At 56.4% G+C, this 26146-nt stretch carries 22 protein-coding genes and 1 pseudogene; 6 read left to right on the top strand and 17 right to left on the bottom strand.

Annotation, left to right across the window (positions count from 1 at the left end):
* The first annotated feature begins 10 nt into the window (after window positions 1-10).
* Window positions 11-1087 carry a LacI family DNA-binding transcriptional regulator gene (locus COL8621_RS01970; RefSeq protein ID WP_093965654.1) on the top strand — a complete coding sequence of 359 codons (1077 nt, stop codon included), beginning with the start codon at window positions 11-13 and terminating at the stop codon, window positions 1085-1087.
* 692 nt (window positions 1088-1779) lie between these two features.
* On the opposite strand, the gene COL8621_RS01960 is transcribed toward COL8621_RS01970, so the two are convergent.
* The 10 genes from COL8621_RS01960 to COL8621_RS01915 form a co-directional block, all read right to left on the bottom strand.
* Window positions 1780-2772, bottom strand: a complete 993-nt coding sequence (locus COL8621_RS01960) for a hypothetical protein (protein WP_093965652.1) — start codon at window positions 2770-2772, stop codon at window positions 1780-1782.
* A 10-nt stretch (window positions 2773-2782) separates the two neighbouring features.
* Entirely contained in the window at window positions 2783-3241 is a 459-nt protein-coding gene (locus COL8621_RS01955; protein WP_093965651.1) for a hypothetical protein, read from the bottom strand.
* Between the two features lie 190 nt (window positions 3242-3431).
* Window positions 3432-3800: a hypothetical protein gene (locus COL8621_RS18935; protein WP_141137804.1), complete on the bottom strand. Its 369-nt coding sequence runs from the start codon at window positions 3798-3800 to the stop codon at window positions 3432-3434.
* Window positions 3801-4135: 335 nt separating this feature from the next.
* Window positions 4136-5500: a DUF3131 domain-containing protein gene (locus COL8621_RS01945; protein ID WP_093965649.1), complete on the bottom strand. Its 1365-nt coding sequence runs from the start codon at window positions 5498-5500 to the stop codon at window positions 4136-4138.
* On the bottom strand, window positions 5501-7327 hold the full coding sequence (locus tag COL8621_RS01940; RefSeq protein ID WP_093965648.1) for a glycosyltransferase family 2 protein: 1827 nt from the start codon (window positions 7325-7327) through the stop codon (window positions 5501-5503).
* A complete protein-coding gene (locus tag COL8621_RS01935) occupies window positions 7324-8448 on the bottom strand; it encodes an acyltransferase (RefSeq protein WP_235823694.1) in 1125 nt (374 codons plus the stop codon). Before COL8621_RS01935 ends, COL8621_RS01940 begins: the two co-directional genes overlap by 4 nt.
* A gap of 33 nt (window positions 8449-8481) precedes the next feature.
* Window positions 8482-10203: a DUF3131 domain-containing protein gene (locus COL8621_RS01930; protein ID WP_235823693.1), complete on the bottom strand. Its 1722-nt coding sequence runs from the start codon at window positions 10201-10203 to the stop codon at window positions 8482-8484.
* Between the two features lie 35 nt (window positions 10204-10238).
* Window positions 10239-10661, bottom strand: coding sequence for an ATP-binding protein (locus tag COL8621_RS01925; protein ID WP_141137803.1), 423 nt, complete (start codon window positions 10659-10661; stop codon window positions 10239-10241).
* A complete protein-coding gene (locus tag COL8621_RS01920; RefSeq protein WP_093965645.1) occupies window positions 10658-11002 on the bottom strand; it encodes an STAS domain-containing protein in 345 nt (114 codons plus the stop codon). The genes COL8621_RS01925 and COL8621_RS01920 overlap by 4 nt, the downstream gene beginning before the upstream one ends.
* Window positions 10999-12195, bottom strand: coding sequence for a SpoIIE family protein phosphatase (locus COL8621_RS01915; protein ID WP_235823692.1), 1197 nt, complete (start codon window positions 12193-12195; stop codon window positions 10999-11001). The genes COL8621_RS01920 and COL8621_RS01915 overlap by 4 nt, the downstream gene beginning before the upstream one ends.
* A gap of 273 nt (window positions 12196-12468) precedes the next feature.
* Between COL8621_RS01915 and COL8621_RS01910 the strand changes: the two genes are divergently transcribed.
* Together COL8621_RS01910 and COL8621_RS01905 are read left to right on the top strand one after the other, a co-directional pair.
* Complete coding sequence (locus tag COL8621_RS01910; RefSeq protein ID WP_093966867.1) at window positions 12469-13011, top strand: heme NO-binding domain-containing protein; 543 nt, start codon at window positions 12469-12471, stop codon at window positions 13009-13011.
* Window positions 13012-13101: 90 nt separating this feature from the next.
* On the top strand, window positions 13102-14781 hold the full coding sequence (locus COL8621_RS01905; RefSeq protein ID WP_235823691.1) for an ATP-binding protein: 1680 nt from the start codon (window positions 13102-13104) through the stop codon (window positions 14779-14781).
* 16 nt (window positions 14782-14797) lie between these two features.
* Here the strand turns inward: COL8621_RS01905 and COL8621_RS01900 are convergent, their stop codons facing one another.
* Complete coding sequence (locus COL8621_RS01900) at window positions 14798-16447, bottom strand: hypothetical protein (protein WP_141137802.1); 1650 nt, start codon at window positions 16445-16447, stop codon at window positions 14798-14800.
* Between the two features lie 410 nt (window positions 16448-16857).
* Between COL8621_RS01900 and COL8621_RS01895 the strand changes: the two are divergent.
* Window positions 16858-17360, top strand: a pseudogene (locus tag COL8621_RS01895) (helix-turn-helix domain-containing protein); the annotation flags it as partial.
* Window positions 17361-17393: 33 nt separating this feature from the next.
* Here COL8621_RS01895 and COL8621_RS01890 read toward each other — a convergent pair.
* Both COL8621_RS01890 and COL8621_RS01880 read right to left on the bottom strand, forming a co-directional pair.
* Entirely contained in the window at window positions 17394-18290 is an 897-nt protein-coding gene (locus COL8621_RS01890) for an IS481 family transposase (protein WP_093965642.1), read from the bottom strand.
* Window positions 18291-18706: 416 nt separating this feature from the next.
* Window positions 18707-21190 (bottom strand): adenosylcobalamin-dependent ribonucleoside-diphosphate reductase, encoded by a 2484-nt coding sequence (locus COL8621_RS01880; RefSeq protein WP_093965640.1) that lies wholly within the window; start codon window positions 21188-21190, stop codon window positions 18707-18709.
* Window positions 21191-21262: 72 nt separating this feature from the next.
* Here COL8621_RS01880 and COL8621_RS01875 point away from each other — a divergent pair, with 72 nt between their 5' ends.
* A complete protein-coding gene (locus COL8621_RS01875; RefSeq protein WP_235823690.1) occupies window positions 21263-21736 on the top strand; it encodes a DUF1489 family protein in 474 nt (157 codons plus the stop codon).
* On the opposite strand, the gene hisG is transcribed toward COL8621_RS01875, so the two are convergent.
* From hisG to hisS, 3 genes are read right to left on the bottom strand one after another with little or no spacing between them, the layout of a single operon-like run.
* On the bottom strand, window positions 21733-22431 hold the full coding sequence (gene hisG, locus COL8621_RS01870) for an ATP phosphoribosyltransferase (protein ID WP_093965639.1): 699 nt from the start codon (window positions 22429-22431) through the stop codon (window positions 21733-21735). The two genes, COL8621_RS01875 and hisG, sit on opposite strands and share 4 nt — an antisense overlap.
* Window positions 22428-23534, bottom strand: coding sequence for an ATP phosphoribosyltransferase regulatory subunit (locus COL8621_RS01865; protein ID WP_093965638.1), 1107 nt, complete (start codon window positions 23532-23534; stop codon window positions 22428-22430). Before COL8621_RS01865 ends, hisG begins: the two co-directional genes overlap by 4 nt.
* A 2-nt stretch (window positions 23535-23536) precedes the next feature.
* On the bottom strand, window positions 23537-25033 hold the full coding sequence (hisS, locus tag COL8621_RS01860; protein WP_093965637.1) for a histidine--tRNA ligase: 1497 nt from the start codon (window positions 25031-25033) through the stop codon (window positions 23537-23539).
* A 122-nt stretch (window positions 25034-25155) separates the two neighbouring features.
* On the opposite strand from hisS, the gene COL8621_RS01855 reads away from it, so the two are divergent.
* Window positions 25156-25365 carry a SlyX family protein gene (locus COL8621_RS01855; RefSeq protein ID WP_093965636.1) on the top strand — a complete coding sequence of 70 codons (210 nt, stop codon included), beginning with the start codon at window positions 25156-25158 and terminating at the stop codon, window positions 25363-25365.
* Between the two features lie 3 nt (window positions 25366-25368).
* Here COL8621_RS01855 and COL8621_RS01850 read toward each other — a convergent pair whose 3' ends face one another.
* Window positions 25369-26133, bottom strand: a complete 765-nt coding sequence (locus tag COL8621_RS01850) for a sulfite exporter TauE/SafE family protein (protein ID WP_093965635.1) — start codon at window positions 26131-26133, stop codon at window positions 25369-25371.
* Between the last annotated feature and the right edge of the window lie 13 nt (window positions 26134-26146).

Raw genomic sequence — 26146 nt, 5'->3', positions numbered from 1 at the left:
ATGAAAGATTATGAGATCCGAAGGTATGGCCCGTTTCAGGGAGGCCGCAGGAGGCGACGTGGACAGGATCACACACAAGGCGCTGGCCGCGACCTGCGGCGTCAGCGTCTCGACCATCGACCGGATTATGACCGGACGCCTGCCGGTCAAACGCGCCACGGTGGAGCAGGTGCTGGAGGTCGCTGAACATATAGGCTTTCACGGCGTCGCGATCATCCGCAGCCGCCTGCGCACCGAAGCGCCGGCCTGCCGCATCGGTCTGTTGCTGAACACCCGGGAAAGGCGCACGTTTCTGGATATGGCGCACCACGCACAATCCATCGCTGAATCGCGTCATGATATACAGGCTCGGCTTATCACCCGACACCTGACCAGCCCGGACCCTGACACCACGGTTGCAGCGCTTCTGGATCTTGAGAGACAATGTGACGTTATTGCCTGCCACTGCATCGACCATCCAAAGGTCCGGTCAGCCGTTCAGGATCTGGCCCACCGCGGCGTCCCGGCGCTGCCGGTAATTTCCGGGCTGACCTGCGAAACCACCCCGGGTTTGATCGCTAGCAACGAAATGGAACTGGGGCGCACTGCGGCCTGGTTCATGGCGCGACTGGCGGGTCCCGAGGGCTGTATCGGATTGGTCAATGGAGGCGCGTTCTTCCACAATCAACAGACAGAAGAAGAGGGTTTTCGCGCCTTCCTAAGAGAAAGAGACAGCCGGTTGTCCGTCCTTCCCGCCTTGTCGAGCGACGAATGCGACATCGGTGCAGCGCGAGCCGTCACCACCTTGCTGGGCCAGGCAGGCAGTCGCTTGCGCGGCATCTTTGTCATCGGCGGCGGGCTCGAAGGCGCTGTCGCCGCCCTGCGCGACGCCCGCAGGTCAGACATTTGTGTCGTGGGCAACGAGCTGACAGAGACAACCCGCGCGATGTTGAAGTCGGGACAGGTCCACGTGATCCTCGAACATCCTGGTCTCGAGATCATGGCAGGCGCAATCTCTGCGATCGCCGAGTGGGCCTCGGGCGCAGAGCAATCATTGTGGATCAAGCGGGAATTTCCATTCAGGGTTCTCCTGTCCGAGAACTGTTGAACGCGATCCACCGAAGTGACGCAACGCCGCGCTGGCCCTTCGGGAATAATGGGGTCCGGATCGCGACAACAACGGGGTGTGGATTGTCCCGTAGTATTGCCATTTCACATTCTTAAGCCTTTGAATTCTCTGACCCCACTAAATGACATTGTTAGTGATCTTGCCTTTCTTGTCCCCATAAAGTTGCCATTCAAGTGCAAAGCTCAAAATTTGGGTCGTTACTATTTTTTTGGCAGGAAGTTCGCCACGACTGAGCCATTTCGCATTGCGGAAGCTGCCTCATAACGCAGCGAATGTCCGATTGGAGCCCATAGTGTTCGATGCTGCAAGCTGCAGGAACGTCGGCTTCGGCGGTAGGGTCACAGACTTCAAGTAATCTGCTGTGGTTTCAATAGCGCGTGCGCAGTTATTGGTTGAGCAATTGCTGACTGTCGCCTATGGAATCTTCGGCTACTATTATTGGGTCTTCCTCAGCATCTATGGGCTTGCAATGGTCTTTGTTTTTCGGACCATTCCAATTCGGTATGCATTGGCCATATTCGTGACCATCATCACCGTGCCGACGTTTCTGCTTTTGCCAGATCAGGGCGAACGTCCGATCCTCGCCGTGTATGCTGGTGCGATCACAATGTGTCTGGCTTGGGCTGCTTGGGAACACTATCGCAGGAAGCGACGCAAACGGCGGTCTGATGCTAATACGAAGGACTTACAAAGCTGATACTGCCCACACGTTTGTCCTGTCCAAATTCAATCAAGATACCCCATTCGTCCTCAGCATCTCGCACGTCAGAGCAGACGTGGGTATAATACCTATCTGACGTGGCAGTATATCCGTTTGGCACCCGCCCCAGAATACGGATCACTTCGCCACGGGTCAGACCAACCCTAAGCCCTGCGGGCGTGTCCCAACCTGGCGATGTGGTGGACATTCCATAAACCTTATCCTGGAAAATATCGATATTCGCGCCAACAAGGACCATCCGATCTATCAACTCGCCGCTCCCAAAAGGGTCTGTGACCGTTTCTGGTGATCCAAGCTTGCCGAGCGTATCCAACGGATCGCCCATGCTGATGCCATTCAGACTGAACTCTGATGCGGGCAGGCAATCTTCGACTGTCTCATACAGATGGCTTTCCAGCAGAAGCGGCGTGACCGGCGGCACAATACTGTCGGATACCCATGTAAAGGAGGCCGAGTCCCACGACTGCCCAGCCGCCACTTTGATGTCATGGATGCCGCCGCCAAAACCGTAGCTCACCGTTTCAGGGATGCATTCGAGACTGGCGGCTATTTCACCGCTCTGGGTCACCTCTACCCAGCCAAAGCGCCTGATTGGCTCTCGCATTTCTTCTTCAGAAAACGGACGGTCAAAGCCGCCACCAACGTCATAGGCAAAGTCTCCGTTGTAAAAGGTAACACTTTCGCTGATCGCTTTCCCCACACCCGACCACGGTTCATAGTCAACACGCTCAACAGGTTCTGACAGGAACAGATCAGGTGTGCCGCCGACAGACCCATAGCTATAGGTCACGACCTGATCGTCGAAACAGACAAAGATCTCGGTGTTGCGGCCATCTATCTGGCAGGATGTGAAGGGTTCCTGTCCTGCCGGACAACCCGCCTGCGCCATGTTGCCGATAAGTGCGCAGCAAGAGGCGAGATACAGCCCAAATTTCTGTTTCATGTCCTTGAGCCTAATCAATTTCGTTTCTGCCAATCAAACCGAGTTTCAATGCAGACTGCCGCATCGCTTCGACGGCTTGCCATGACGGGTTCGCCGCGCATGTGCCCGAAATCTCATAATAAAAATCTGAATAGAGCAGAGGCCAGGGCATTGACCGCGTTACTAGGTTGGTTTCGCTGATGTTGTTATCGCGCATAAAACGCATCATCAGAACAGCATATGGCAAAACGTCTTCGGATGGGATGCCAAGGTCAGCATGAAACGCAGCTGTCCGCCCATAGTGGGCAATCTCGGCGTCATGGTATGCATCGATGACTTCGGTGTGGCGTTCGCCAAGCTCCTCGCACGTCAATTCTGACAGTTCATCGAAGGTGTAATGCCTGATCTGGGACGGACCTGACCAGACGAAAGCAGCCAGAGCAGCGGCAGAGGCACACAACATAAAAGCAACTGCGACAGATATCTTCATGATGCCAATTAGGATGTGTTAAACTTGATTGTCAAAACGCAATGAACTGCTCGAAAGCTGGGAGGGCGTAACGGCCCTTTCCGGACCTTCGGTATTGCTCACCGATACTGCGGTTGTATCTAGAAAGCCAGAAATTGAGCACTTCTGCGGCATCGGCTTGCGGAAGATTCTTCCAGCGTTCAGTCCACCCCTATCGATCACTGTCAGAGCACATGAGCTCTCGCAGTGCCGCGATTGCGTCTTCAGTGGGAAGCTGAGCCGCCGTTTCGCCGAGAACACTAATCAAAGCGTTGGTGGTCATGGCACCGGGGATGCCGTCCAAAGGGCCAGGATCAGCGCCTGCCAAGACTAACATGCCTTGCAGCTTGCGGGTCAGATTTTCGTCGTCGATTGTCTCCACACTGCAGGTTGCGGGGTCTTCAGGTGGAGCGGGCGAAACCGGTTCTTCTGAAGGCACGTTTGGAGGCTCCTCTTCGACGAGGCGCGTTTCGGGCTCTTGGACGGCTTGGGAAACCTCGCCCTCCAGCAGGCATTGTTTAAGTTGCTCTGCAACTTGCATTGCCTCGCCTGGAGGGGTGCCTTCGATATGCGCTGAGCATTCACCCAAACCAGCGTCACAACTATACGAGATATGCCAAGTGCTATCCCGACCTGCCGTCAAGACGGCATCCCCATTGGCAAAGAGCATATAGAAATATCCGTCTTTCGTCCCCTCTTGCCAAAACCCTGGAAAGCGCGGCGATGGGACGTCGACAACATGTGTTGTGACGTTCGACGCGCCCGGAAACGGCGTCGTAAAATCGCTCCCGACGCAGGGGGCCGCCTGCCCGGCACTGACCCCGATGCAAAGCGTGAGAGCCACCCCACCAAGAATTACCACCCTCACAGCGCCGCTCACTGATTTACGCGTGACAATGGGCCGAAAGCCCGAAAGGCGAGTGACGCCAGCACAACAGCATTGGTGTTCGTCGTGAACGAGCCATTCACGACCCCATCCGCCTCATAGATGCCTTCGGGCCAGCCGCGTTCAGGATCGCCCAGTTCGGACAGTGCATCCACAAGTTCGGCCGTGTAGTCCGTGCCAAACAGGGCATCCCAAGCAAAGGCCGTCTTCACGGTGATTGTCCGTTTGCTATCGATCCGGTCGCCGCTGAATGTCATGACAGCCCAAGGCGCGCCACCGCCCCAGACGGTCGAATAGGCAAAATATGGAGCTTCATCGAGGTGGGATTCACTGACAGCTGTCAACTGCCCCGTCTCGCGGAAGCGCGCCTCTTGGGCCTGATAGATCGCTGTGGCAAAGCGGTGAGACCGGTAATCAAATCCGAACTCCAACCCGTCGAAAACGTAGGGTTCCGACACTGTGAAGGCCGGGGTGATATTGCGGTGCAGGCGGGCGTCGACGGGGATGGGCTGGCCTTCGACGGTTTGCACCATCAGGTTTGCTTCGGCATTATAGGCAAGGACCATGTCGAAGCCTCGCAGCATCATGGCTTTGGCAGCGTACTGGCCGTAACCCACGCGGCCTTCTTGATCGCGTCGCAGGTTGCCGTCGGCGATGTTGCCGCCAATCAGTTCGCCGTTCTCAACCATCTGATCCAAATCCCAGTGATCAATCACTGCGTCGACTTTTACGGCCAGTTCGGGATAGCTTTGCTCGGCATGGCTCATCGCGGCAACCATGCGGGCAATATCAAGGGCAGACCAGCCAAGCCCGCGTTCCACAGGCTGGTTGGAATAGTCGACCAGTTCACCCGTGCGCGTGTTGTAGGCCTTATTTGGCAGCATCTCGTCAAACAGGCGAATGCGCGCCAGCGTGTCGAGCGCCAAAGACAGCCGCGAAACGGCCTCTTCGGTTTCGATGATGCCCAACAGGTCCGCCGAGATCACCGCCATGAAGTAGGACCCCGTTTCCCACATCGTTGTGGATGGGTACTTGTCGGCAGAATTCACAAGGCCCGTGTCGTGGTTTGTATTGTTCGCGAAATACCGCCACGCGATGCGGGCGTAGTCCAGATCGCCGGGTTTGCTTTCCCCTGTATTGGCCAATGGCAAAGGATCGACGTCGTCAAAGGCGGTGATGGGTGCAGCGACCGCAATCGGGGCGGAGAGTTCGGTTGGCGCGTTGGCGCCGTCCGCGGTTTCGGATGTGGCTGGCATGTTTCTTTCCAAAGTCGTGACCAGCAACAGACCACAGATCAAGGCGGCCAAGAAGATCAAACTGCCGCGGGCTTTAATGATGTTTTCGCGAAAGCTCATTTAGCTCTCCTTTTCTGTCTCGCTGGGTTGCCACATCGCGGCGGCAATCATGCCTGCCATCGCAAGGCAGTTGTTGATGCCCCACATGATGTTGGCGATGACGCCGCTGGCGGAGTGATCTGTCGCTCCTGAAATGAGCGCGCCAATGGCGTAAATCGTGGCTATTCCTGTCAGAAACACCACCCCGATTTGCGGCCAAACCAGCCCGAGGAAGTTGCCCGACTGGCGGACCTTTGGCGTTACCTTAAAGGTGATCTTCTCGCCCCGTGCGACAGTGAAGATCGCCTTCAGGCCAAGGGGGAAAAAGGCAAGATAACTTGCCTTTGGGGCGTATCCGGCTATCCCCCACGTCCCGACCATGATTGCCAGCTCAAGCGTGACAAGGAACGGGATCAGGTGAAAGAAAAATTCTGCCGAATAGGCTGCAACGGGTGAAACGCCCGTGAAAAGGTAGATCGCCGGCGCCAGCAGGAAGATGATATTCCACAGCGGCGCGAGGTAGGAATAGAACGTCGTTGCATACATCATACGCTGCCCGAACGTCAGACCTTTGCGGAAGATCGGGTTGTCGTTGACAAGAATATCAAGGCTTCCGCCCGCGTATTTGAACCGCTGCACTGTCCACGTTAGCAAATCTTGGGGCGAGAGCATTTTGCTTTCCACGATGGGGTGCATCTTCGACTTCCATCCACTTTCACGGTCTGAGTGGAGGACAATCGAGGTGTAAATGTCTTCGGAGACGTGGAATTTATAGGGCGTCAGAGCTTCGGTCGCCGCGGCTTCGGTCTTGATCGCCTCCATAAGGTCCGGGGCCAGTTCGCGTTCCTTGGACGACACGGTGACGACCTCTTCAACGTCCCACGTCCGTTTTTCGACTTTGGCGCCAAAACTGCGCAAGGCCGCCATCATCACCGCCTCGCGGCGGTGGATGGACCCCGCCCCGCAACAAAACGAGGCGTTCGCACGGTTTCTGCGTCTTTGGATGACGTCGTAGAACATCTTGGGGTCGTTCACGAAAGGGTCTTCGCCCACGCGCACGGGGCCGAACAGCCGTTCGATCCATGTGCCGAAGGTATGGCCACGGCTTCCGAAACGACGCCCGAGCCTTTGTGGCAGGCGTTCACCTTCGGGCAGGTCATAGAACCACTGCGGGGTCTGCACCCAGGCCATTTTGGGATCGCGAAAATAGCCCAGCGTATGTTCCAGCATGGTCGGGAAAGGCCGCGTATCCGCATCGCAAATCACGAGGAAATCCCCGTGGGTTTGCTCCATCGCGTTGCGCAGGTTGCCGGCCTTGAAGCCTTCGTTAGTTGTGCGCGAAATATAGTTCGCGCCCTCACTTTCAGTCACGGCCTTCATCTCCGGACGGCGACCGTCATCCAGAATGTGGATACGTACATCAATTGGATGGGGATAGGTCATCTTCTTGGCATCCAGAATGCCAAGCCGGACCAATTCAGGGTCTTCATCGTAGGTTGCAAACATCACATCTACAACGATCGCACGGTCCGCTTCGGGATGGGTCTCCACAACATCCCCAAGCAGAGCGGGCGGCTCTTCGATCTTGATCGGATCATCCTTCCAGAGGTTGAAAACAAACAGAACCATGCCGATGAACGCGCAGGTTTCCGCCACAACCAGTGGCACGGCGAACCACATCGCGTCGGGGTTCAGCGACCCCGTCCACCGCCAGATGATGTACCAGGCCCCGATCACCAAGGCGAGGACCGCGAGGAATTGCCAAAGCGCCTCTCTCCACGGGTTATACTCCAGCGGCGGCGGCGGCGTGCGGTCTTCGTACTTCAGGAAATAATCGTCTTGGATCATGCCGCCCCGCCTGTTGATTTGCCCCATTGCCAAGGCGGCGCCCCAAGGCCGATCGTCCACGCTAGGAACCCGATTTTGGACAGGGCATAGGCAACGCCGAAGGAGCCGGGCAGTGCCACGGCGTAGCGCAGCAGCACGATGATCGTCGGGGACATCTCACCCGACATCCCGCTTTTGAACAGGGCGATATCGAACAAGTCGATGACCGCAGGGTGCACCAGATAAACGCCAAAGGAATACTTGGCCAACTTCGACCATTGCGGCGACCAATCAAGGAATTGTCCGCCCATGAAGATCAGGAAAATGCAGATCGGCATCAGGAAATGGCCGTAGAAATCCCAACCGCTGCGCACGCCCCAATCGCCAGTCTGCCACGCCGTGGCAAAGAACGGGATCGTCGCGACATAGGCGAGCAAGGCGAGGTATAGCCCAAAGCGGCGCATCAGGCGGCTTTCGCCCCGTGGCACGCCGTCTTTCCAGACCCCGTAAAGTGCGAAGGCCGCGAAGCCATAGCCGACATAGCCGAGTATTTTAAGGGCGCGGATGATGTAGTCGCGCAGGGTCGGGTCCAGATCCAGCCCCCAGACAAAGGCTTGGGTGTTGTTCATGATCCCGAGCGTAAGAAACAGGATCAGTCCGAAGATCGGATACCGTGTCGCCCCGCGCATCAATGGATAGAACAGGAACAATGCGAACAATGTGGGTAGGAAATGCATGTGATATTGCACGTTCCCAAGCAGGAAATAGCCGTACCAGTTCTTAAGGTCTGATACCTGCGCCCAGATATAATCGGTGTAATTGAAGGCATCGGCCTTCAAGAGGCGGAAAAACGCGTAGAACACGACCCAGAAGGCGAAAGGCACCAAAAGGCGCTCGGCCTGTGTCAGCACCGTCTCGCGGTAACTGGGCAGTTTTCGATCCACGCGAAGTGCCATCAGGAACAACGAGAAGAGAAAGAACATCTCGGAGCCGGAAAACTCTCCAATGGAGCGCAGAAAGACAGGCAACAGGCGTTCCGCCGGTTCTGCTGCCTCAAATGGTTTACCGCCGAAATCGGTGGTTGAATGGATCAGTACGACACCCATCGCGGCAAAGACGCGATTGGCATCGAACCAAACCATTCTCTGTTTCGAAGTGGCCATGCCCCCGACCTACTACTGTGCGCTGCAAGATTGCGGCAGAACCGGACGGGGTTCAGGCAATGGGAAGCTGTGTTCCGTCGTGCCACATTCGATTGCCGCGGTTTCGCCACTTGTCGGGACTGGGCGGCAGTAGGTGAATTCTTCGAATGGGATAACCGGCGGAATCTGGACGCCTGCACAATTGCAGCAGTTCACGACCTCTTCCATCTGACGCGGGTGACATTTGTTGTCGCGCAAATCAGTTCCGGCATAGGCCGTGTCCCAATATTGCGTGTTGTCATTGGTCTGCTGAAGGATCGGCCCCTGCACCTTATACAAAAGCGCGGCGAGGATAATTCCGTTATTGTTGGCGGTTTGCAAAGGAATGTAGCCGTTGCCGTTCTCATAAAGGCCTTCGTAAAAGCCCAATTCGGGATCATACAGGTCCGCAACCGTTTCAAAGAGCAGATCGGTGTAATCGGTTTCCCAAAGCGCCCAAAGGCCAATCGCTGCCTTGGCCGCAACGGCCGCGCGGTCTGGCTGGTATTCACCTGTCGGGTCGAGAGTGTTCCACGGATAGCCATCCGCGAAGATGGAATCGTATACAAAGTAAGGACGCCCATCGACCTGATGTTCAGAGCGCGCCGTGATGATACCCGTCTGCTCAAACCGGCGCTGCTGAACCAGATATATCCGCTGCGCGAACTCTGCCCGCCAACCATGGGATGCCGTGAGCCCGTCACCACTGCGATCAGATGGAAGATCCCAGCCCATTTCGATCCCGTCGAGGATGTAGCCTTCGGTGAGGACATAGTTCTGGTTCTTGAAAATCCGTGGATCGCGCCCGTCATAAGGCACATCGACTCCGTAGATCGTTGTATAGTTCAATGGCTCTGGCGATAGGGCGCGCGGAACATCAAAACCCCAGAGCGCAAAGCCTTTGGCGGCGTATTCTTCATAGCCAAGCCGACCTTCCTGAACATAGCGTACGTTTCCATCGCCTTGAACGAAAGAGCCATACATACGTCCATCGTCACTGACGAGGTTACAAAAATTCCAGCGCATCGGAATATTGTCGACGCTGTTGGCCAGATGCGGATGACGTTCTTTCAGAATGCGCAGCCAAACGAGCATCCGGCCGATATCCAGTGCGGACATACCGACCTCGCCGGCTTCGTTCGCATAGTTCACCTTTTCACCTGTCTGGGTATTGTAAACCTTGTTCGGGGCCTCGCCGCGGAACAAATCAAGGTTGCGTAAGGTGTTTGTCAGTTGGGTAACGCGGGTGTCGAATTCGCGTTTGTCGATCACGCACAGCTCAAATGCGGCGACCAGCGCAGAGATATACGAGGCCGTGTCCCAAAGGGTGGTCGACGGGTAATTTCCGACCGCGTTCACAAGGCCGGTTTCCTCTTGGAAATAGCGATCAAAATAGGACCAAGCCACCTGCGCCATGCGGTATTCGCGATCGGTCAGCGCGCCGTTACGCCCGAAATGGACGCCCGATACCGGATCGACGCGGCCTTCGCATTCGCCCACGCGCGTCGCGCCGCCGTGATGGATCACAAGCGGAAATTCTGACGTAATCGTCACGGAATTGAATTCTGCGCCGTTCACCGTGACATTGTCGATTGTGATCTGCTTCACATCGCTGGTGGCCGCGTCCTCTTGCGAATTCGCCGTGGTCGAAACCATGCCAAAGGTGCCAAAGACAACCGCTGCCGCCAGTTTTCGTGTAAACGTCGAAATTACCATTACTCTCTCCAATACCCGGGGTGCGGTTGCGGCCTTCAGCCGACTCTCTCTTCTTTGTTTATCGTTAGTTTCAACCGGTGTTTATTGCCCACCGGGTCATAGGTGACGTGATCCGCGCAGGCCATGATAAGCCCCAAGCCGCGACCAGACTCAGCCATCACATCAAGTTTTGACAAATCTGTGGCGTATTCGCGAAGATCGAAAGGATCTGCGCCACAGGGGTCATAAATCTCAACGGTGACGGCCGTATCCTGTTCGCAGAGCTCAATTTGGATTTGCGCGTCTGGGTTGCTGTTCTTTGAGTGCAAGACCAGATTGGTCAAAGCCTCGCTTACACATATCGCGAAACGCCCCTGCGCTTCGGGCGGCAGGACTCTTCCGGCTTTCGCGCTCAGGAGCTGTACCATTGGATCGATGCTCTCGAGGGCGTGATCCAAACGGAAGGAATCTGAAATCACGTTTTTTCGCTCAGCGCGCGCACGGCAGCTGCTTCATCCGCGTAGATCGAAAACACCCGATCCATTCGGCAGATTTTGAACATCTGTGTGACTTCCGCGTTCAACCCGCAGACGGCCAGATCGCCGCGGTGCCCGATCTTTTTCAGGACGCCCGCAAGCGCCCCCAGACCAGAGGAATCCATGAAGTTTGTTTTGGTGAAATCAATAACGATCACGCTATTGCCCGCGTCGATCAGTTCTACGATTCCATCTTTGAACGCTTTGGAGTTGATGGCTGTCAGCCGTTCCATGCCTGTACGCACGACTGTAATACCAGCATCCGCCTGGGTTGTATGGATCATCTCATATTCCTTTTAACTGCAACCACGGTCAGGTCGTCTTCTAGCGGTTTGCGCCCGCGCCAGTCGGCCAAGGCTTTTACGATCTTCTCGGGCACCTTGTCGGCCGGTTCGTGGTAAATCTGTTTCACAATCTCTTCCATCCGCTGCTCACCAAAGGGGATACCTTCATTGTTTTCGGCCTCAAATGCACCATCCGAACAGCACAGCAGCATTCCGTCCAGATCGACGCCGATATTCCCATCTTCATAATCCACGCCGCTAAACATGCCCACGGGGAACCCGCCGTCGCCAATGGGCGTCGCATTGCCATTTGCATCAACATAATAAGGAGAGGGATATCCGGCCTGACAGAAAAACAACTTAACCCTTCGCGTATCCATCACGCCACACAACATCGTAAAGTAATCGTCATGGGCATCGGTGCAGAAACGTTCATTCAACTCACGAACCAGACGCGCCGGACGGGGGATTCCGTCCTCGTCCAGAACCGACTTTGTAAAGAACTCTGGCGTGATGAGGTAGCCGATCGCAACCGACATAAGCGAGGCGCGAATGCCGTGCCCTGAAACGTCGACCGCATAGAACCCTATTTGACTGTCGTTCAGTGGAAAACACCCGAACATGTCGCCTGACACCACAGAGGATGGCACAAAGACAGACGCAACATGCGCGCCGAGGATGTTGGTGTTGATGTCCGGCAAAAGATTGCGTTGGGCATGGGCGGCGGCGGCAAGATCTTCATTGATCCGATCGTTGGCCTCTTTCATCGCCCTGTGTTGCTCTTCCAGCTCTTTGCCGTGGTGAATAAGGCGCATCGCGGTTCTCAAGCGCGCCTTGAGGGCAGTCGGATCTTTCTCTTTGTTCAAAAAGTCATCGGCACCAGCATTCAGTGCATCGGCGCGCACGTCGTAACCGCCCATATCCGTTCCCGTAATAAGGATGATGTGGACATAGCGACCAAGATCAAGGGAACGGGCCGCGCGGGTCAACTCGACGCCGTTCAGGCCCGGCATTTGATAATCAGTGATCAGGATTTCGGCGCGAGAGGTTTTCAGAAGTTCAAGCGCGGCTTGTCCGTCCTCTGCTTCGATAACCTTGAAACATGTGACGCCGGCATTTTCGATGAGACGACGCATATAGGTGCGCTGCACCACGTTATCCTCAGCGACGATGACTTCAATCTGCTCGCGCAAGTTGCGAAACCCCTCAAAGATGCTTTACTCAAGCGTGGAACTACAACCGAGGACGGATCCACGGAATACTGATTCAACCATAAAAATACGTCATCGAAACGGGGAAATTGTGGCATTTTGCAGCGCAAGCGCCGTTTCAGTCGCCCTGCCCCCTCGCTTCGCCTGATTTTACGCCCCTCAGTGCCCATGCAGTCTTTGCCTGTTTCCAATCATGCAGTAGCGTTGTGCAAGGCGATGCTGTATCGGCGGCTGAAACAGAAGCAGGAGTGTAGTATGAAGGGTGTAGTTTTTGTCGAGCTATTGAAAATGGCTGAAGATGCGTTCGGTGAGAACGCCGTCGACAGTGTTATTGATAAGGCCGATCTGGAAAACGGCGGCGCGTTCACGACAGTTGGCAATTACCCTTGCTCTGAGTTGGTGAAAATCGTTGTGGCTTTCAGCGAACACTCGGGGCTAAGCCCCGAAGTGCTCCAGATCAAGTTCGGGCACTGGATGATGGGGTTCTTTATTGAACATTACCCCGAGTTTTTCAAAGATAAGACCTCTGCTTTTGCTCTGTTGGAGTCTGTGGATCAGGAAATCCACGTTGAGGTGCGTAAGCTTTATCCTGACGCGGAACTGCCCCGTTTTGACACCATGCGCCATTCCGACAGCCACCTGACTATGGTTTATTCATCTCCGCGGCCCTTGGACAGCTTTTGCCAAGGCTTGATCGAAGCCTGCTTGCTGCACTTCGGTGAAGAAGGCGAAATTGCACGAACGCTGGACCCTACAACCGAAAACACGATCACCTTTGACGTTACCACGACTGCGTAGGCTTTGCTTGTGATGTCTGAAAACACTGACGATCGCGTCTCACGGAGAAGATACGAACGAGAGAAGGCTGCCCGCGCTGAGGCGGAAGCCTTGCTGGAAGCGAAAAGTCGCGACTTGTTCTTGGCCAATCAGAAGCTGGAGAAGTATTCGACTGATCTAGAGCAGGCAGTTTTGGAGCGGACAGCCGAAGTGCGTTTGGCGTTAGAACGCACGGAAGCTGCTTCTGCCGCGCGCAGCCGATTCCTTGCTACCATGAGCCATGAAATCCGAACGCCGTTGGGCGGGCTTTTGGGGATGATCGACCTTCTTGAAATGGACGAACGCGAGCCTGAGAAGCTCGAGTTGCTAAACTACGCAAAGACGGCCGGTATCGGACTAAGTAAGATCGTGAACGACGTTCTGGACTTCTCGAAAATGGAAGCTGGCGTCTTTTTGTTCGAAGAAGAAAACGTCGATATCCGAGCGCTGATCGAGAGCGTCAAGATTCTTGCCACCTCCCACGAAACAGGATCAGACCGTCAGATTGTCACCAAGGTGAGCGACAGTGTGCCCAAGCTATTTCTCGGGGATGCCACGCGAATCCGGCAGGTGGTTTCAAATTTCGTCAGCAACGCCATTCGCTATTCTTTTGACGGCCCGATCATTATCAAAGCCACAACAAAGGGCGATGCAGACAATACAATTCTGCGTCTCGAAGTTGAAGACTTCGGCGTTGGCATCGACGCTGATGGCATTTCAAACCTGTTCAAGGATTTCACGCAGATATCCAATCCCCTGACCGCGGCGGCGCAGGGCGCTGGACTGGGGCTCGCGATCTGCAAACGCATCATCAATGGGGTGGGTGGAGAGATTTCTGTCGAAAGCACCCTTGGCGAGGGATCAACCTTCTGGTTCGAGATCGAGATCGAAACCGTCGATATGATTGACGCCACAGGATCTGATGGTGCAAGCTCCGACCCGAAGCTCCCCCCGGAGGTCATTCACGGCACCCGCGTTCTGATTGCGGAAGATAACACCATCAACCAGAAACTGCTTTTGACCTATGCGGATCGCATGGGCCTGATCGCGGATTTGGCCGAGAACGGAAGTGTCGCGCTTCAGAAATTTGCACCGGGGAAATATGATCTGATCCTCATGGATATCGCGATGCCTGTGATGGACGGGCTAGAGGCAACGCGCCGTATCCGCGACAAATGGGAGCAAGATCAGATACCACCGATCCTTGCGCTGACGGCGCATGTCATGGACGCAATCGAAGACGAGGCAGAGCAGGTCGGTATTGACCGGATATTGTCGAAACCCATTCCTTTCCAAGACCTCAAAAGCGCCATCGAAGATGTCGTGGCGGGCGGCCTGAAGTCGGGCTTGCAGGAGGCGAGAACGTCGGCAAAGCCCCGAAAAGCAAAGGCCCAGCCGGAAACCGGTGATGCGCGGTCCTTGATGGATCTGATGGCACCGGACGTTCACAAGCACCTTGTCGATATGTTTGGTCTCGATGGCTTGTCCGACTTTGCTGAAAAGTTCCTGCTGGATTCCAGCAACCGGATTGCGAAACTCATCGCAGCCAATGAAAACGGCGATGCTGCAGAGGTAAATGCGCAGGCCCATTCGCTCAAGGGTGCAGCACTTGCGCTCGGGTTTCCCGATATGGCCGATTGGGCGAAGAAGATCGAACTGGGCGAGACGGAAAAAGAAGACATGACCGTTCGAGAGACGGCCGAAAAGTTCAGCGCAAAGCTTACAGAACTCAGTGCCATTCTGAAGCACTAGGCTGTTTGGCTGTCGGCTAAAATTCGATCTGATGAGTCAACGATATACTGCCCCCCAGCAGACCCGGCCCGGGTGACGCCCCGCGGTTCCACGGGAAGCGGTTGTTGCTGTAATTGTTGTAGGACAATCGCCAGTCGTCGTTGATCCGGTAGCTGGCGGTATAGCTGTAATCAGGGCTGAATTCGTCCTGCTCGCCCAAAAGGTAAAGATATGCGGTGCCTCCCACCCGCAAGTCGGGCGTGATGGAATAGCCACAAGACAGGTTCAAGCTGGATGACGCGACGTCTGGCAATCCGATGCTTGCCGTACAGGGAAGCGAGCGATCATTTGGCAAAGGAATGTCTGGCAACTTGTAACTCGCGCGTAGGTTTCCGTCGAGAAGCCCGGCGAGGGCTCCATCGCTGTCGGAAAAGCTGGCGGAATAGTTACTATAGCTGAGGTTGATGCGATCGTTGACCTTGTAGTTGAAGGCGTAGGTGAAATCCGGATCAAAGTCCTCTTGATGGCTGGGAATGGCATAGCCGATCAATGCCCCGCGGAACGACAGGCGATCGGTGATCCGGGTGCCGCAGCCCAGGCTGACACGCGGCTTTGCATTGCCGCCGTCAAGGCCCGCAAGGCTCGCACTTGCTGTTACGGAGCAGTTCAGATCTGACAGGCTCCAGCCTTCGTCGGCCGATGCGGGCGCAGCCTCGGGCTCTTCCACGATTGCCGCAGTCGATTGGGGCATAGCGCCCGTCGGTTCCCTGCGGGGCACGACAGCTGGTGGCGTGGAAGGATCCGAGACCTCAGGCCGCAGCGGCCTGGGGCCGGTGCACAATTCGGGGAAGAACGGGTCGACCTCGTCGCATTCGATCTCGGATGGGCGGTCGTCGCCTTCGTCAGATTGAGCCACGGCGACGTCTTTTACGGGTTCTTGCGGTGCGTCATTTAGCGTCCCGTCAAGACTTGCAGAGTTACCTTCATCTTCACCGACAGCGTCTGGGTCGTTAGTGTTATCAACCGTGTTATTGGAAGCTTGCGTAAGCTCGATGGGAGGTTCGATTGCAGGCTGCACGATGTTTCCATCGCCATTCGAGATTCCGGTTTCAAGCGGTTCATTTTCGGGCTGCTCTGGCGCGGCTTCCGGTGGCACAGCGACAATCTCAGGTGCCGTGCCCATCAAAATCCACTGCGCCACATATGTCGCGGCACTTCGCTCGTCGAACGCATCTGGCAGGGCGGGACGAAGCCCTCGTTCGACGGGCACAGTAAAATTAGTGCTGTCAGCCATCTCGACAGAGCACATCAAAGCCGCGACGCACTCAATCCGCGCCTCTTCTATAAGTCTATCGGTCCCGGACATGACCTTGGCAGAGCCATCCGGGTAAATCGTATAGGTAAACTCCCCGAGCTTGCCTTGCTGATATCTTGACCAATGAAAGGCGCTTGGCACATCGATGATGACTTCGTCGGCATTCGGTGCAGCCAATATTGATGTATCGACGAAATAGGCCTGTGGACTGACGTTCGCATCGCCTACCAATACCGTCCCCAAGCACGTCACTACTGTCGTAACGCACCAAACCTTCCAGGTTTTAAGACTTTGAAACCGGTCCATACCAATCAACTCGTGCTGATAACCCGGAGCCAACAATAATACGAATGAGCGGCTTTCTCCATCCAACGACTTTGACCCGAGCCCCACTGAAGCTGAACATGAGACAAAATTGCAAAGCGATTAAGCTGCCTTCTGGCAAAACCCCTGGTGACGGTAGGAAATAGACTTCCTAGTGAAGCCATAACACCCCGGAGAAGGCGCAAATCTCACCAATCCGAAAACGCAGCTGGCCTGCAATTAAAACGACAAGCTCATTGTCCGTTTTCTAAAGGTCACGCTTGCACTCGCAGCGTAGTTCCGCTTTCCGCCCTCAGAGCTGGGCGATTGTTGCCCGAAGGCGAGAACCGCTGCGATAGATGAGGTCTTCGCGCTTCTCGCCTTCTCCCGTCAATCACCTCCAATTAACAGACGGCAGTCTTACTAGGATTGCGCGGCAGCGTTACTGAGAACGCCGTGTCAGTCAGGTGAGAATACGCACCGATGAGGTGAAAGAACTGCGCCGGGAGGCAAAGGACCTCAAAGAGGTGGTTGCCGAACAGACGCTCGAACTGCGTCTTCTCAAAAAAAGCATGTACGACGGTGGGGACGACGGCGAATGAGGTATCCTGCAGAAGAGAAGCTGGAGATCATCAGGTTGGTCGAAGACAGCCACCTGTCGGCGCGCCGTACACTGGCCAAGCTGGGTATTCCGCGCACGACGTTCTATCGCTGGTATGATCGGTGTCTGCAGAGCGGTGAGGCTGGATTGCAGGATCAATCCCCCAAGCCAAAGCACGTTTGGAACCGCGTGCCTGATGACGTGAAGCGCAAGGTTGTGAAACTGGCGTTGCAGGAAACGGAACTGTCGCCGCGCGAACTGGCAGTGACGTTCACGGATCAGGAACGCTACTTTGTCTCAGAATCTACAGTGTATCGCGTGCTGAAAGCCCATGATCTGATCACCAGCCCTGCGTTCATCGTCATCCAGGCTGCCAGTGAGTAACCTAGACAGACCGGCGGGACACTTATCCGATCACTGTAGCTTGTCTCTGAGAGCTTCATAAGGGGTCTGGCCATTGTGTGCGCCGTGCGGTCTTGCGAAGTTATAGAACCGCTCCCATTCGTTCAGTTTTGCCTCCAGATCGACATCGCCTTTATAGCTGAGGAGTTGATAGAATTCTTGCTGATCGGATCGGTGGGATCGCTCAACTTTGCCATTGAGCTGTAGCGTGCCCCGCTTGATGTAGGAGTGTCGAATGCCTTTGTCCTCGACATGCCAATGGAACTTGGCTTGGAACTCATGGCCATTGTCAGTACGAACTTCGCGAATGCGGAACGGGAACTTCTCAATGATATGATCAATGAAGTTGATCGCGTTTGCCTGCGTGTGCTTGTCGTAGATCTTTAGCGCTCTTACACGCGTCGCATCGTCAATTGCCGTGTACTGGAAGCGGCGCACCTTTTCGCCGCGTTTCCCCTTAAACGTCAGGAACTTGACGTCTACCTGGATATGATGACCAGGAACCTGCTTCTGATAACGCTTGGTGTGCAACTTCCGCATGCGCGTGCCTCTGGGCAGCCGGTTGAGGCCGTTGCGTCTGAGAATGCGATAGACCCCGGCGTCAGAGATCTTGATGTCGTGATATCGCGCTAAATACCAGACGATCCGGATAGGCCCCAGGTGATATTTGCGGCGAAGATACAGGACCTTCTCGACAATCTGGGCAGGTGTCTGATTGGCAGGGTTCTTCGGAACAGATTTGGCGTTCTTAAGACCGGCTTCACCATGCTTCTGGTATGCGTCCCGCCATCTATAGAAGCTCGATCTCCCAACCCCAAAATATCGGCAAGTTTTGCGTACGTTGCCGATCTTCTCGGCATGTTGAAGCACTCTAAGCTTGCGTTGAATGTCCCGATCTTCGTTCGTCATGAAAACTTCCTCCACCCAAGATTGGGTAATTTACAGGAAGTGTCCCGAGAGTCCGTACATATCTACACTTTTGCTTTTCGACCAAAGGCGAAGTCGCCGATGATCCACAGTTCGTCATCCGGCCCCACACGATCTGCGAGGTTCTTGAGCATGGTTGCATCCATGTCGTCAGTATTAGCGAAGGGCCTGTTGCAGAACGTAATGATGTTTTCGTGCCCAAAGTGGGTATCCGCCGTATACCAATGCGCCATTCTGATCGTGGCCAACTCTGAGTACCCAAGCCCCTTGGAGCTAGGAAAGAAATTGCGTTCCAGCAAGCCAAAATGGACGATGGCAGTTTTATCAGACCAGAATGGCAGTTTTCAGGGTCAAAATGGCAAGACTATGGGGGCATCCACAACGGGGAACATCAACACCTAACCACACTTCGAGTGGCCGCAGCTCATGCAGGTCATGCATCCTTCGACCATGCGCATGTCGAACTGTCCGCAGCTTGGGCATGCTTTGCCTTTGGGGCGCTCCCCCACGGCCATGGCTTCGGCCTGTGGGTCCGTCTTCAGACCCATGCCTTCGCCTTCGATAAAGCCGATGGTCACAAGGTGGCGTTCGATGACACCGCCGATCGCCGCGAGGATCGAAGGGATGTATTTGCCCTGCATCCAAGCACCACCGCGCGGGTCGAAAACGGCTTTCAACTCTTCCACAACGAAAGACACATCGCCCCCGCGACGGAACACGGCCGAGATCATGCGCGTCAACGCAACCGTCCAGGCGAAATGCTCCATGTTCTTGGAGTTGATGAACACTTCGAATGGGCGGCGGTGGCCGTTGATCACCACGTCGTTGATCGTGATGTAGATCGCATGCTCGCTGTCGGGCCATTTCAGCTTGTAGGTATTGCCTTCCAAGGCCTGTGGGCGGTCCAGCGGTTCGGCCATATAGATCACGTCACCGTGAGGAATCGTGTTTTCCAACCCCGAGTTCGCCATGACTTCAGGAGCAGTTGACCCAAACTGCAACCAACCCGGCTGGACGCCTAGAACCTCCGCCAATTTCGCAAGATTCCTCATGCTCTGCGCGATACCGTTCTCTGCGTTGGAAATTGCCGATTTGGTTATCCCGAGTTTCCGAGCAAGCTCTTCCTGCGTCAGACCCGTTCCTTTGCGTGCTAGCCTCAATCTGCCGGCGAATGTCTCTTCATCGTTCTCCGAAACGCTCAGCACGCTGCCCGTCACGTCATTCGGGCGATATGTGGTGCAGCCTTTACAGCCGGTCTCGTACGCCTCCATGTAGACGTCTTTGAACGCGTCAAAGCTGATGTCTTCGGGGCAGTTGATGGTTTTGGAGATCGAACTGTCGATCCATTTCTGCGCCGCCGCCTGCATACGCACGTGATCCAGCGGGGCCAGTGTTTGTGCGTTCACAAAATAGTCGGGCAGTTCGGCATCGCCGTTCTTTTCGCGCCACATCTGAACGGCGTAATCCACAACCTCTTCTTCAGTGCGGGTGCCATCCTTTTGCAGGACTTTGCGGGTATAGGCATAGGCGAACACAGGCTCGATCCCGGACGAGACGTTGCCAGCATAGAGAGAGATCGTGCCCGTAGGCGCGATAGAGGTCAGCAACGCATTGCGGATGCCGTGTTCACGGATCGCATCGCGCACGTCATCGTCCATTTGCAACATGTGCCCTGTGGCCAAGTATTTGTCGGCATCGAACAAGGGGAACGCGCCCTTTTCCTTCGCCAAGTCCACCGACGCCAGATACGCGGCGCGCGCGATCCGGTGCAGCCAACGCTCGGTCTGACGCGCCGCCTCCTCTGAACCATAGCGCAAGCCGACCATCAGCAAAGCATCGGCAAGCCCCGTTACGCCAAGGCCAATGCGGCGCTTGTTCTTCGCCTCTTCGGCTTGTGCGGGCAGTGGGAAGCGCGAGGCATCGACGACGTTGTCCATCATCCGAACCGCAGTCGCGACCAGATCGTCCAGTTCTGCTTCGTCCAGTTCCGAAATCGCGTCGAACGGGTTTTTCACCAGGCGTGCAAGGTTGATGGAACCCAAAAGGCACGCGCCATAGGGCGGCAGGGGCTGTTCGCCGCACGGGTTCGTCGCTGCGATGGTTTCGCAATAAGACAGGTTGTTCATCTGGTTGATGCGGTCGATGAAAATCACGCCCGGCTCGGCATAGCTGTAGGTACCGTTCATGATCTTGTTCCACAGATCACGCGCCTGAACTGTGTGATAGATCGTGCCGTCGAACACCAAATCCCAGCTGCCGTCGGCCTTTACGGCCTCCATGAACGGATCAGTCACAAGGACGGACACGTTAAAGTTTCGCAGGCGCGCCGGGTCTTCCTTGGCCGTGATGAAATCTTCGATATCGGGGTGGTCACAGCGCATCGTGGCCATCATCGCGCCACGGCGGCTGCCTGCGCTCATGATCGTGCGACACATGGCGTCCCACACATCCATGAATGACAGCGGGCCAGAGGCATCGGCCGCCACGCCCTTCACACCCGCGCCCTTGGGGCGGATCGTGCTGAAATCATAGCCGATACCACCGCCCTGCTGCATGGTCAGTGCGGCCTCTTTCAGCATATCGAAAATGCCGCCCATACTGTCAGGGACCGTGCCCATGACAAAGCAGTTGAACAGGGTCACGGAACGCGCCGTGCCAGCACCCGCAGTGATCCGGCCCGCCGGCAGGTATTTGAAATCCTCCAGCGCGTCGAAGAATTTTTCTTCCCAATGTTTGGGTTCTTGCTCCACCTCGGCCAAGGCGCGGGCGATGCGGCGCCACGAATCCTCTACTGTTACATCAAGGGGCGTGCCGTCAGCCTCTTTCAGACGATATTTCATGTCCCAGATTTGTTCTGCGATCGGGGCGGAAAAGCGGCTCATACGGCGGTGTCCTTGGTCAGGCGGGAAGGTTTTTCACAATACGCATTCAGGTGGGTGGGCGCAACAATTAGCATGGACTTCGCCGCCGCCAACTCTATCTTGCAGCGCATGGTCGAACAGAAGCATATCAACCTCGTGAAACTTTGCGTTGGCGCCGAAAAGGTTGAGGATTTGGAGCATTGGCAACAGCAACGCCGCGCCCTAAATCCCAACGCGTTGACACAGCACGTGACACGCATGTGGCCGAAAAAATCTGATGAGCTTCTAAGCGGTGGTTCGCTTTATTGGGTTTTCAAAGGGGTGATTCTGGCCCGCCAGCGGGTTTTGCGTCTGGACGAAGTGCATGGCGACGATGGCATCCGGCGCTGCGGTATTGTGTTGGAACCCAACGTGATCCGCACAGAGGCCGTACCGCGCCGCCCCTTTCAGGGCTGGCGCTATCTAAAACCCGAAGACAGCCCCCAAGACCTGCCCGAAGGGCGCAAGCGCAACGAAGACCTACCACCAAGCCTTATGGCGGCCCTTGCCGAAATCGGCGTTCGTTAGTCTTCTAGGCCCAGCTTGCGCGCAAGCGCCATGAAATCTGCCCGCATCTCATCGGTCCAGTCTGCACGGCGGCTGCGGAACAGGGTGGCCTGACTTTTATGAACGCTGCCATCTGTCAGGATTTTCAGGTGGTTCGCGCGCAGCGTGTCCCCGGTTGAGGTGATGTCGGCCACGGCCTCGGCCGTTAGGTTTTTCACCGTGCCTTCGGTCGCGCCTTGGCTATCGACCAGCTGGTAATCCGCAACACCTGCTTCGCGCAGGAATTCACGCACCAAACGGTGGTATTTCGTAGCAATCCGCAAGCGGAAACCGTGTTCGGACCGGAACGCCGCCGCAGCCGCATCCAGATCGTCCAGCGTTTCAACATCGGCCCAGCATTTAGGAACCGCAATGATCAGGTCCGCGTGGCCAAAGCCCATCGGCTCCAGCTCGCGCATTTTGTTTTCCCAGTCGGCGATCTTTTCGCGCACAAGGTCCGACCCCGTAACGCCAAGCTGGATGCGCCCCGCCGCCAATTCGCGCGGAATTTCACCCGCCGATAGCAGCACCAGTTCAACCCCATCCAGCCCGTCAACCGCGCCCGCGTATTCGCGTTCGTTGCCCGTGCGGCGCAGCGTTACGCCCCGCTCTGCGAACCAGTCGAAGGTCTTTTCCATCAACCGCCCCTTGGACGGCACACCCAGTTTCAGGGTCATTGCTTGCCCTCCGTCAGGGTCAACACCTGCGCCGGGCGAATGACGCCCCCCACAGCCGGAATAGAACGCCCCTGCCCCAGAACGCGGGTCAGCGCATCATAGCGCCCACCGGATGCAAGTGGTGGCAGATCGGGGCGCGACTCGGCGTAGAAACCGAAGACGAAGCCGTCGTAATATTCCATCGTGGTGCGGCCATAGCTGGCTTCGAAATCCAACTTGGAAACATCGACGCCCTTGGCCGAAAGCGCGTCCAGTCGGCGTTCCAACCGCTGAACCGCACCGCTTATATTAGGCAGGTCCACCGCGATATCGCGCAGGTTTTCCAACGCATTGGGCGATTTTTCGCGCAGGCTTAGAATGTGGTCCAGAATATCGACCTCGCCCGCCGCGATTGGCGGCGTTGCGGCGTCTTCTTCCAAGGCGGTGATGCGTTTGGCAACTTCGCTGCGATCCCGCAGCCCGATTTCAGCGCCGGCTTGATCAAGCACGCCGTCAACACCGACCTTCTTAACCGTCTTCAACAACCGAGCCCGCGTTTCCGGCATGGACGTGCGCCCGCCGAACCGGTCCAACAACGTGCGGAAACGGCGCGGGCGCCACAGGTGGCGCTTCAACGCAGCTTTGCGGCGATCAGATGTGTTCAACCCATCGACCGCGGCCAACAGAATGCCAATGTCGCCTGTCGCGGCACGCAGGCCCAGCGGTGACAGCACATCGGCAAACAGCGCGAACACCTCGGCGTCGGCAGCTTCGGGGTCTTCGCGGTCGAACACCTCGTACCCGACCTGAAAATATTCGGACGGGCGGCCATCGTCATGTTCCTGCTTACGAAACACCTCGCCCATATAGGTATAGCGCGCGGGTTCGGCGCCATCGGACATGTGCATCTGAACGACCGGAACCGTGAAATCCGGGCGCAGCATCATTTCGCCCTGCAACGGGTCGGCGGTGACATAGGCGCGCGAACGGATGTCTTCGCCGTATAGGTCTAACAACGTGTCCGCAGATTGCAGAACCGATGCCTCTACCGGTTGGGCTCCGGCGGCTTGGAACCGATCAAACAAGCGGGCCGCCTCTGCGCGGATCGCGGATTTAGAGGCCATGTTCAGCCCTCCGCCCCATCAATGATCTTGCGCACAGCGGCGATCAGATCGTCGCGCGGCACTTCGTATTGCGCGGGCTGCGATTTCCATTCTTCAAGGCTGGCGCTTTCTGCGATCTTAGCACCCAGATACAGGTCTTTCACCTGCACCACGCCGCGATCCTTTTCATCGCCACCCTGAATAATCGCGACCGGAGAGTTCCGTTTGTCCGCATATTTCAACTGGTTGCCGAAGTTTTTGGGGTTACCCAAATACACCTCTGCCCGGATGCCAGCGGCACGTAGTTCACCCACCATCGCTTGATAGTCGGCCATGCGGTCACGATCCATCACGGTGACAACCACGGGGCCCTGTTCAACGCCGCCGCTCCGCCCCTTGGCGCGCAGCGCGGCCAGCAGGCGGTCAACGCCAATGGAAACACCCGTCGCCGGAACGGCCTGCCCGGTGAAACGCTTGACCAGATCGTCATAGCGGCCACCGCCAGCAACAGAACCAAACTGACGCGGACGGCCTTTTTCATCCTTGATCTCGAACGTCAGTTCAGCCTCGTAAACCGGGCCGGTGTAATAGCCGAGGCCGCGAACGACCGAAGGATCAATTTCGATCCGGTCGGCGCTGTAACCCTGCGCGTCCAGAAGTTCGGCAATGGTTTCAAGCTCAGTCACGCCTTCGCCACCCACAACCGATCCTTCGACCAGTTCACGCAGACGGGCGCAGGTTTCGGCGCCTGTGTCACGCTTGGCTTCCATGAAGCCCATAACGATATCGGCCTGTGCTTCGCTTAGCCCAGCACCATCGGTGAAATCACCGCTTTCGTCCTTGCGACCTTCGCCCAGCAATGCGCGCACACCCTGCGGGCCAAGGCGGTCAAGTTTGTCGATCGCACGCAGAACAATGCCGCGTTCGTGTTCGAATTTTTCGGGGTCGGATGGGTCCAGAACGCCTGCAACCTCCATCACGCCGTTCAGAACCTTACGGTTATTCACGCGCACGATGTAATCGCCGCGCGGAATGCCCACGGCCTCCAACGTATCAGACAGCATAGCGCAGATTTCCGCGTCAGCAGCGACCGAGCCACTGCCAACCGTATCGGCATCGCACTGATAAAACTGACGGAACCGGCCCGGGCCGGGCTTTTCGTTGCGCCAAACCGGGCCCATCGTGAACCGGCGGTATGGGCTGGGCAGGTCATTGCGGAACTGCGCCGCGACACGCGCCAACGGTGCCGTCATGTCATACCGCAGGGCCAGCCAATCGCCGTCTTCTTCTTGCCAAGCAAAGACGCCTGCATTGGGGCGATCTACATCCGGAAGGTATTTTCCCAACGCCTCGACCGTTTCAACGGCCGAAGTTTCCAGCGGGTCAAACCCGTAACGATGGTATACTTCGGCAATCGTATCGAGCATCGCCTTACGCTCGATCACGTCCATACCGAAATAGTCGCGGAAGCCTTTTGGCGTCTCTGCCTTGGGGCGCCGGGGTTTCTTATCCTTGGCCATCGTTCAATCGTCCCTTGAAATGGGTTCGCGCGGGGCATAGCGGATGGGGGGGCAAGGGGCAAGGTGGACCGCCCCTTACCGATATGAAATGAATGTAACACCTTCACGCACCGGAGTGGCCAATGAGCGACGACAGCACAACCAAAATGGAAGAACGCATCGCGCATCTTACTGCTGCGGTAGACGACCTTTCAGACATCGTTGCCACGCAAGCGAATGAGATTGCGTTGCTAACGAACCGCGTGCGTATGTTGATGGAACGCGAGGCAGAGCGGGAATATGACGCAGGCGGAACCGTCCCGCTTGCCGATCAGAAACCACCGCATTGGTAGGCCTTAAAAGGCGATAACCAATCGCTGAACGCCAATCGAAAACGCCAGAATACCGATCGCCACGGACAGTGGCTTTTTGGGAACGCGTCGCGCCAAATACCCGCCGATGAATGCTGCGGGGATACCACCGACGATAAGCCCCGCAATTGGGGCCACCGCGCCAGCAATGTCGCTTTTGTCGCCCCATAGGCCGCCGAAAAACGTGGCTGTCAGCACGCAAACCACGGCAATTGACACGATGAATTCCCCGAACGCGGAACTGCCGATGGCTTTGCGTGGCAACACCCCCCCGCCCAGCAACGCGGGCGCAACAATCGGCCCCCAGCTTCCGCCGATACCTTCGATCAGGCCGCCTGCCCCACCAACCAGGTTCAAGGCCCGGCCCTTAAGTTTTCTGGGTGTAATACCCCTAAGCGCACGGCGGATGATCAACGCGCCGATCAGCACAAGGTAGATGCCGATCATCAGGTGCAAAAAACGCCCCTTCAGGTTGGACAAAAGCAGCGCGCCTACCACGCCGCCAATCGCACCGAAAATGGCCAGCTTGCGCGCAAGCCGCCAATCGATATTCCCGTTCAGATGATGCGAGAACGCCGCAACCGACCCATTCGGGATCTTTGCTGCATTCACCGTCGCAGACACCAAAGCCGGAGGCGTTCCTTGCGCCAACAGCATGGAAGACGAGATCACTCCAAATCCCATGCCCAGCGCGCCATCTGACAGCTGGGCGATAAAACCGACCAGAACGAAAAACAGAAACTCTTCCACCGGACGACTCAGC

The sequence above is a fragment of the Actibacterium lipolyticum genome, assembly GCF_900184935.1.
Taxonomy (GTDB): Bacteria; Pseudomonadota; Alphaproteobacteria; order Rhodobacterales; family Rhodobacteraceae; genus Actibacterium_A; species Actibacterium_A lipolyticum.
The sequence above is the reverse complement of the archived record's forward strand: the minus strand, read 5'-3'. Positions and strand labels throughout refer to the sequence as shown.

Excerpts from the sequence above, each read along its gene's own strand:
- COL8621_RS01970 (WP_093965654.1), top strand. The coding sequence starts at position 11 with ATGAGATCCGAAGGTATGGCCCGTTTCAGGGAGGCCGCAGGAGGCGAC.
- COL8621_RS01960 (WP_093965652.1), bottom strand. The coding sequence starts at position 2,772 with ATGAAACAGAAATTTGGGCTGTATCTCGCCTCTTGCTGCGCACTTATC.
- COL8621_RS01955 (WP_093965651.1), bottom strand. The coding sequence starts at position 3,241 with ATGAAGATATCTGTCGCAGTTGCTTTTATGTTGTGTGCCTCTGCCGCT.
- COL8621_RS18935 (WP_141137804.1), bottom strand. The coding sequence starts at position 3,800 with ATGCAAGTTGCAGAGCAACTTAAACAATGCCTGCTGGAGGGCGAGGTT.
- COL8621_RS01945 (WP_093965649.1), bottom strand. The coding sequence starts at position 5,500 with ATGAGCTTTCGCGAAAACATCATTAAAGCCCGCGGCAGTTTGATCTTC.
- COL8621_RS01940 (WP_093965648.1), bottom strand. The coding sequence starts at position 7,327 with ATGATCCAAGACGATTATTTCCTGAAGTACGAAGACCGCACGCCGCCG.
- COL8621_RS01935 (WP_235823694.1), bottom strand. The coding sequence starts at position 8,448 with ATGGTTTGGTTCGATGCCAATCGCGTCTTTGCCGCGATGGGTGTCGTA.
- COL8621_RS01930 (WP_235823693.1), bottom strand. The coding sequence starts at position 10,203 with ATGGTAATTTCGACGTTTACACGAAAACTGGCGGCAGCGGTTGTCTTT.
- COL8621_RS01920 (WP_093965645.1), bottom strand. The coding sequence starts at position 11,002 with ATGATCCATACAACCCAGGCGGATGCTGGTATTACAGTCGTGCGTACA.
- COL8621_RS01910 (WP_093966867.1), top strand. The coding sequence starts at position 12,469 with ATGAAGGGTGTAGTTTTTGTCGAGCTATTGAAAATGGCTGAAGATGCG.
- COL8621_RS01890 (WP_093965642.1), bottom strand. The coding sequence starts at position 18,290 with ATGACGAACGAAGATCGGGACATTCAACGCAAGCTTAGAGTGCTTCAA.
- COL8621_RS01880 (WP_093965640.1), bottom strand. The coding sequence starts at position 21,190 with ATGAGCCGCTTTTCCGCCCCGATCGCAGAACAAATCTGGGACATGAAA.
- COL8621_RS01875 (WP_235823690.1), top strand. The coding sequence starts at position 21,263 with ATGGACTTCGCCGCCGCCAACTCTATCTTGCAGCGCATGGTCGAACAG.
- hisG (WP_093965639.1), bottom strand. The coding sequence starts at position 22,431 with ATGACCCTGAAACTGGGTGTGCCGTCCAAGGGGCGGTTGATGGAAAAG.
- COL8621_RS01865 (WP_093965638.1), bottom strand. The coding sequence starts at position 23,534 with ATGGCCTCTAAATCCGCGATCCGCGCAGAGGCGGCCCGCTTGTTTGAT.
- hisS (WP_093965637.1), bottom strand. The coding sequence starts at position 25,033 with ATGGCCAAGGATAAGAAACCCCGGCGCCCCAAGGCAGAGACGCCAAAA.
- COL8621_RS01855 (WP_093965636.1), top strand. The coding sequence starts at position 25,156 with ATGAGCGACGACAGCACAACCAAAATGGAAGAACGCATCGCGCATCTT.